The organism is Streptomyces sp. SP18BB07 (genome assembly GCF_036322545.1).
Classification (GTDB): domain Bacteria; phylum Actinomycetota; class Actinomycetes; order Streptomycetales; family Streptomycetaceae; genus Streptomyces; species Streptomyces deccanensis.
In genome coordinates this window covers 1-6,388 of sequence record NZ_JAQYWT010000199.1, presented here as the reverse complement: position 1 = coordinate 6,388, position 6,388 = coordinate 1, and the positions used below count along the sequence as shown (strand labels likewise).

8 protein-coding genes and 2 pseudogenes are annotated in these 6,388 nt (G+C 69.4%); 5 read left to right on the top strand and 5 right to left on the bottom strand.

Annotation, left to right across the window (positions count from 1 at the left end; translation table 11 throughout):
* From PUR53_RS02175 to PUR53_RS02165, 3 genes and pseudogenes are all read left to right on the top strand, one after another.
* Window positions 1-248 (top strand): annotated as a pseudogene (locus PUR53_RS02175) (TetR/AcrR family transcriptional regulator); the annotation flags it as partial.
* 13 nt (window positions 249-261) lie between these two features.
* Window positions 262-588 carry a recombinase family protein gene (locus tag PUR53_RS02170; protein ID WP_329907179.1) on the top strand — a complete coding sequence of 109 codons (327 nt, stop codon included), beginning with the start codon at window positions 262-264 and terminating at the stop codon, window positions 586-588.
* Window positions 585-776 (top strand): hypothetical protein, encoded by a 192-nt coding sequence (locus tag PUR53_RS02165; protein ID WP_329907180.1) that lies wholly within the window; start codon window positions 585-587, stop codon window positions 774-776. The genes PUR53_RS02170 and PUR53_RS02165 overlap by 4 nt, the downstream gene beginning before the upstream one ends.
* 367 nt (window positions 777-1,143) lie before the next feature.
* Here the strand turns inward: PUR53_RS02165 and PUR53_RS02160 are convergent, their stop codons facing one another.
* Window positions 1,144-1,266, bottom strand: a complete 123-nt coding sequence (locus tag PUR53_RS02160) for a hypothetical protein (protein WP_329895506.1) — start codon at window positions 1,264-1,266, stop codon at window positions 1,144-1,146.
* A gap of 143 nt (window positions 1,267-1,409) precedes the next feature.
* Window positions 1,410-2,834 (bottom strand): aldehyde dehydrogenase, encoded by a 1,425-nt coding sequence (locus PUR53_RS02155; RefSeq protein ID WP_329895505.1) that lies wholly within the window; start codon window positions 2,832-2,834, stop codon window positions 1,410-1,412.
* 150 nt (window positions 2,835-2,984) lie between these two features.
* Between PUR53_RS02155 and PUR53_RS02150 the strand changes: the two genes are divergently transcribed.
* A complete protein-coding gene (locus PUR53_RS02150; protein ID WP_329907178.1) occupies window positions 2,985-3,659 on the top strand; it encodes a TetR/AcrR family transcriptional regulator in 675 nt (224 codons plus the stop codon).
* 34 nt (window positions 3,660-3,693) lie between these two features.
* Window positions 3,694-4,362: an NAD-dependent epimerase/dehydratase family protein gene (locus tag PUR53_RS02145; protein ID WP_329895503.1), complete on the top strand. Its 669-nt coding sequence runs from the start codon at window positions 3,694-3,696 to the stop codon at window positions 4,360-4,362.
* 145 nt (window positions 4,363-4,507) lie between these two features.
* Here PUR53_RS02145 and PUR53_RS02140 read toward each other — a convergent pair whose 3' ends face one another.
* From PUR53_RS02140 to PUR53_RS02130, 3 genes and pseudogenes are all read right to left on the bottom strand, one after another.
* Window positions 4,508-4,849, bottom strand: coding sequence for an alpha/beta hydrolase (locus tag PUR53_RS02140; RefSeq protein ID WP_329907177.1), 342 nt, complete (start codon window positions 4,847-4,849; stop codon window positions 4,508-4,510).
* A 434-nt stretch (window positions 4,850-5,283) separates the two neighbouring features.
* A complete protein-coding gene (locus PUR53_RS02135; RefSeq protein WP_329895501.1) occupies window positions 5,284-6,006 on the bottom strand; it encodes a transposase in 723 nt (240 codons plus the stop codon).
* Window positions 6,007-6,248: 242 nt separating this feature from the next.
* Window positions 6,249-6,388 (bottom strand): annotated as a pseudogene (locus PUR53_RS02130) (DUF4158 domain-containing protein); the annotation flags it as partial.

The window sequence follows — 6,388 nt, the reverse complement described above, 5'->3', positions numbered from 1 at the left end:
GGCTGGCGGAGATCCTCAGCCGGTCGCTGGCGGGCCGCGTGGTGCTGTGCGACCTCATCGGCGCCCAGGGCGGCGTCCTCGAGCACAACGTCTCGGTCGAGGTGGTCAAGCGGCACAAGCGGTCCTACCTCACCAGGACCGAGGCCATGGCCGAGCTGCTGCGCCGCCACGTGCCCGAGCTCGGCGAGGACACACAGCTGCTCTGCCTGCTGATCCTGGTCTCGGCGGGCGCTCTGCCGAGTCATCTTCACCGTGTACGAGATGAAGCGCCTCGGCCGCGACGCCGCCGAACTCACCGCGCTCGCCGACCGCCTCACCGCCCACGGCCTGGTCCTGGAGATGCTCGCCGGACCCCTGGCCGGCATCTACGACCCCACCGGCCCCGGCAAGCTGCTGTTCGCGTTCTTCGCCGCGATGGCGGAGACCGAGCGGGAGAACATCCGCGAGTCGACCCTGGAGGGGCTCGAAACCGCAGCCCGCAAGGGCAAGCACGGCGGCCGGCCCCCGGTCATCACCGACGACAGGCTCACACCGTGCTCCGGCGCCGGGCGCTCGGCGAGTCCGTCGAGCAGATCCAGCCCGACTTGATCATCCCGACCGGCAAGCGCAAGGGACAGAACCCCTCGGTGGCCAGCATCTACCGGGCGCTCGCCGAACACGCCAAGCGCGAGGCATACCCCGAAGCCATCGAGGCCGCGCACGCCGACTTCGGCGCCCTCCAGAACAGCGAGGTCCCCGGACCCCGCCTCGCCGCTCCTGACCGAGCGTCACTCTGATTACGCCGAGCTACTTGTCACTTCGCCGTAGCTTCGGGAGAACAGGGCCTCGTACCGGGCTTCCCTCGACCACGGACACCAGCCTTGCGCGCCCACCCGGCCGCCGTGTGACGGTTCACCCCGACCGCCCGAGCAGCACCCGCAACGCTGCCGTCCTCCCGGTCCAACGCCTCGAAGAACCTAGCCTTCAGCACCTCAAAATCCACGGTCCCCGCAACTCCCTGAACTTCAGGGTGTTGCGGGGACTGTTAGAACCCGCCATGACGAGGGCGGGGGCGATGCCGTCCGGGCTGCCGGCGTTGTTGCCGTACAGGGGTGAGGCGAGCCGGTCGCTGCCCCACGACGGAGCCGCCGCCGTGGAGGTGTCCTACACCTGCGGTATGGCGTCCAAGTCCTGGGGCGGGTGGTGGATCGTGTCCTCGGCGTCGCCGTACGCCGTCGAGAACATCAGGGTGTTGGTGCGGCCGGGGAACTCCAGGAAGGTCACCACGGCCGGCACCTGGGGGCCGGAGCAGCCTGGACGCTCGGGAGAGAGGGCGGGTGACGAGGGGGGGAGAACAAGGTCATGGTGGCCCCTCGGTCGGAAGGAAGCGGATCGGAGCGTCGAGCAGCGAGGACTGCGGGCGGCGCGGATCAGACGGCGATGGTCTTGTGCTCGATGTACTGGTTGAGGCCGACGGCCCCGAACTCGCGCCCCACACCGCTGGCCTTGAAGCCGCCGAACGGGCTGTCGAAGCTGGGCATGGCGCCGTTGACGATCATCAGGCCGGTGCGCACCCGGCGGGCGACCGCCAGCGCGCGCTCACGGTCGGCGGACCAGACGCCGCCGCCCAGGCCGTAGTCGGAGTCGTTGGCGATCCGGACCGCGTCGTTCTCGTCGTCGAAGGGGATGACGACCAAGACCGGCCCGAAGATCTCCTCGCGGGCTATGCGCATCGAGTTGTCGACGTCGGCGAAGAGGGTCGGGGTGATATAGAAGCCGCCTTCCAGGCCCTCGGGAACCTGCGGCCCGCCCGTCACCAGGCGTGCGCCCTCGGCGATGCCGAGTTCGATGTAGGAGCGCACGCGCTCCTGCTGGTCGGCACGGACCATGGGGCCGATGAACGTGGCCGGGTCGGACGGGTCACCGACGGTCAGCGACTCCATCATCGCCTTGACCGCCTCGACGACCTCCTCGTAGCGGCTGCGCGGGGCCAGGATCCTGGTGAGGGCCTGGCAGCTCTCCGCGTTGTTGCCCAGCGAGTGGAACCTCAGCCCCTCGGCGACGGCGGCGGGGTCGGCGTCCTCCAGGACGATCGCGGCGGACTTGCCGCCGAGCTCCAGACTGACCCGCTTGAGCTGCTCACCGGCCAGGGAGGCGATCGTGCGGCCCGCCGCGGTCGACCCGGTGAACGCGATCTTGTCGACGTCCGGGTGGGCGACGAGGTACTCGCTCGTCTCACGGCCCGCAGGCAGCACCGAGACGACACCCTCCGGGAACCCGGCCTCCGCGAAGACCTCCGCGAGCGCCAGGGCATCGACCGCCGTCTCCGGCGACGCCTTCAGGACGACGGTGGCACCTGCAAGCAGCGCGGGCACCATCTTGGCGAGGGCCGACTGGTGCGGAGCGTTCCACGGGATGACGGCGGCCACCACGCCGACCGCCTCGCGGCGCAGCAGCGCCCCGGACGCGAGCGGCTCCTCCCACCGCAGGTTCTCGGCGGCGCGCAGGTAGGCAGCGGTCTGCTCGGACAGGCCGTGCACGTTCAGGCCGGTGGTGATCGCGATCGGCGTGCCGTTCTCCGCAGTGATCAGTGCGGCCATCTCGGCGGACCGGTTGCTGTACAGCTCCTGGAAACGCTTGACCGTCTCCTGCCGCTCCTCGGGCGTCAGCCGCGGCCACGGGCCGTCGTCGAAGGCATCGCGGGCTGCGGCCACCGCCGCGTCCACGTCCGCCGGAGTGGCGTGCGGAACCGTGCCGACGAGCGACTGGTCGTGCGGGGAGCGGACCTCGATGACCTCGGAACCGGCCGGGGCCACCCAGTGGCCACCGATGAAGAGCTTGTCGTAGGACGTCATGGCACATCTCGCTTTCTGCCCTGCTGTGGGCGCTGCACGCAGGGCGGGGGACACCGACGAACCCTTTCGGACCGCCGGTCTATTACGTGCTCCCAACGTAAGGGACCGTCGGTCTGATGTCAAAAGACCGGAAGTCTGTAAAGTGGGCGTATGACGACCTTCCAGCGCGCGCGCAGCGAGGAGCGGCGCGCGATGCGACGCCAGGCGATCCTGGACACCGCTGCGGCGATGCTCGACGAGATGCCCGTGAGTGCGGTTGCCCTCAACGAGCTGAGCCGCCGGGTCGGTCTCGCCAAGTCGAATGTGCTGCGCTACTTCGAGTCCCGCGAAGCGGTCCTGCTGGAACTCCTCGATCAGGCATGGAAGCAGTGGAACGCCGATCTGCCCGAGCAGCTTGATGCCGCCGTCGACGCCGGCGCTCCGGTGAGCCGACGCGGCGAGCAGTTCGCCGAGGTCATCACCCGCAGCCTCGCGGACCGGCGGACCCTGTGCGACCTGCTCAGCGCCCAGGCCGGCGTACTGGAGCACAACGTCTCGCCCGAGGTCGCCGCCCGCTACAAGAAGGCCGCCCTCTCCAGCGTCGCCGACCTCGCCGCCCTGGCCCGCGCCCACCTGCCTGAACTGGGCGAGCGCGCCGAGCAGTTGTGCGGGAAGATGATCATGACTGCCGGGGCGATATGGACACACGCCCGCCCGTCAGCCGCCATGCTCGCCGCCTACGAGGAAGATCCCTCCCTGGCCGTGTACCGGATGGACTTCGCGCCGTCCCTGCAGGAAACCCTGACGACCCTCGTCGCCGGGACCCTCGCCCGCGCGCAGTCCTGACGCGCGGCCCCACCTCTCAGTGTTTGGAGCAGTCATGCGTGTGGTCATCTTCGGTGCCTCCGGCATGGTCGGGCAGGGCGTCCTGCGCGCCTGTCTCCTGGACGACACCGTCACCGACGTCCTGCTGGTCGTCCGCAAGCCCCTGGGAACGTCCCACCCGAAGTTGCGCGAGCTCGTGCACGCGGACTTCGCCGACTTCTCCGCGATCCAGGACGCACTGAAGGACCTGGACGCCTGCTTCTACTGCCTGGGCGTCTCGGCGGCCGGGCGGAAGGAAGCGGAGTACACCCGGATCACGTACGACTGCACGCTCGCCGCCGCCCGCGTGGTCGGCGCCGGCAATCCCGCCCTGACCTTCACGTATGTGTCGGGCGAGGGTACCGACAGCACGGAGCAGGGCCGCGTGATGTGGGCGCGCGTCAAGGGCCGTACGGAGAACGCCCTGTTGGCGATGGACTTCCACGCGTACATGTTCCGCCCCGGCTACATCCAGCCCCGGCACGGCGCCGTCTCGCAGACAGGCAGCTACCGGGCGTTGTATCGGGCCACGTCCTGGCTGTATCCCGTCCTGCACCGCATCGCGCCCGGACACACGACCACCACTGAACACATGGGGCGGGCGATGATCGCGGTCGCCAAGCAGAAGGGCGACGAGCCGCATGTACTCGGCAGCGGCGACATCAATCGGCTCGGCGCACCTTGACCACAGCTTGCCGCCGCAGGGTGAACAGCCAAGACGGAGCCCGGCGACCGGGCTCCGTCCGCACAGCAGGTACGGCCTCCAACGCATGCCAGTGGCCACGCGCGCAGGGCGCCGCCCTGCACCGGCGCGGCGACTGCCGCTGCGGCTACAGGTTTTCCGCGAAGAAGGTCTCCAGCTTGTCCAGCGCCTGCGCGGTGTATTTCGGCTGGTCGTACAGGTCGTAGTGGCTCGCGCCCTGAACCACGAAGATGTCCTTCCTGTTTGAGCGGGCCCGGTCGAAGAGTTCCCACCCGTCCCGGTACGAACCGAAGGCGCCCGGCATGTCGCCGACGATGACCTGGAGCGGCTGCGTCAGCAGGACATCCGCGAGGTGGAAGGCGTCGAAGCCCACCGCCGCCGCCAGCCCGGAGAAGCGCAGCTTGTTCGGCGAGTTCGGGTTCTGCCCGCGGGGCGTGCGGTAGTACTCGACGGCGTCGACGATGTCCACGTCCGAGACACCCGCCTTTCCCGCTCCTCCTCGGAGTTGGGGATGTAGGTGGTGATCAGCGGCTCGGCGCCCCGTGCCTCGGCCGTACGCTGCTTGCCGATCGCCTCCAGCGTTGCGACCGCCGCGCGGGGGCTCAGGTCGCCCTCACGCATGATCCGGCCGTAGTTCGCGGCCACGACGGTGCCCAGCGCCTTGATCCGGTGGTCCGTCATCGCGGCGTTCGCGGCATAACCGCCACCGCCGCAGATGCCCACGACGCCGATGCGGTCCTCGTCGTCGTAGTCGAGCGTGACCACATGGTCCACCGCACAGCGGAAGTCCTCCACACGCGTGGCCGGGTCCTCCAGGTGGCGGGTGTCGAGGTACGACCTCACGTGGCCCTGGCACGATTTCCGTGAAGGCGGGTGGTGCTTCCATGCGCCGGTGACGCTTCGTCATCGATAGTGGCGTCGGAGGTGGGTCATGAGGATGACGCGGTGACGCAGGAGTGGGACGCCGGCCCGGCCTGCCATGATCCGTTTCTGGAGCTTCACGTCGCAGATTCTGCCCTCGTTGACGCCGGAGTTGTACGGGGTGGTGATGCCTTGGACGACTGCGGGCTGGTCTTCACGGATGGCCTTGGCCAGGCTGGTCAGGGGCGGGAGGTGGACTGCGGCGAGGTGTTCGAGCCAGTCCGGCAGCGAGGTTGCGTCGCGGGCGTCGAGCATGGCGGCGAACTCGCGGACAAGACTGTGGGTTTGCTCCAGCTCGGGGCAGTGCGCGAGCAGCCGGCCGAGCCCCTCGGGGGCCCGCAGGCTGCGTCGGGACGGCGTGGTGGTGATCCAGCGTGCGACCTCCCGCGGTGAGGGCGTCCGTTCGCGCGGTGTGTCGATCGGCAGCCCCCGGCGGAGCGGAGCGATGGCCAACTTCACCCGCTGGTAGTGGCCTCGGTAGCCCTTCGCGGCGATCTCCTGGTGCAGCACCGTGGCGGTGTGCTCGCCCTCCGCCCATCGTCGAAGCAGGTACTCCAGGTACGGATCAAGACTTGTGGGCGAGCGAGGCCGGGCCCGCCGTATGCACTCCTGCCAGGTCGTGGCCTGCGCGTACTTGTGCACAGTGCGCCAGTTCAGGCCGAGCTCACGGGCTGCGGCGCTGGTCGAGCAGCCGGTATCGGTCACCGCGTGCACCGCGTCGAACAGCCGCTTGCCGTGCCGGCGGGCCGGTGTATCGGCCCTGCTCGGAGAGCTCGTCCGGTTCCGCCGGGACCACCGGCACGGGATCGGGCACCGCAGCCCGCACCGCCCGAGCTCCCGGACGCTGCCTGGATAAACAAACCCGACATCCACCGGCACCCCGACCCAGAGTTGTCGGCCCAAGGTTAGAACGATCTACCTGACTCGAAACGTTTGACAGGTTCCGTCTGTAGCGCGAAGCCCAGTTGGTGGTACTGCGTACGCCGCAGCGCGATCAGATCGCGGTCCACGTCGTCCAGGAAGAAGAAGCGCTCCAACTCCGGACGCGTCGGCTCCTCGACGAACTTCCCGTACGCCTCGGCCTGGT

Bases quoted from the DNA above. Each gene is read 5' to 3' on its own strand.
- PUR53_RS02150 (WP_329907178.1), top strand. From the start codon at position 2,985: ATGACGACCTTCCAGCGCGCGCGCAGCGAGGAGCGGCGCGCGATGCGA.
- PUR53_RS02155 (WP_329895505.1), bottom strand. From the start codon at position 2,834: ATGACGTCCTACGACAAGCTCTTCATCGGTGGCCACTGGGTGGCCCCG.
- PUR53_RS02170 (WP_329907179.1), top strand. From the start codon at position 262: ATGAAGCGCCTCGGCCGCGACGCCGCCGAACTCACCGCGCTCGCCGAC.
- PUR53_RS02145 (WP_329895503.1), top strand. From the start codon at position 3,694: ATGCGTGTGGTCATCTTCGGTGCCTCCGGCATGGTCGGGCAGGGCGTC.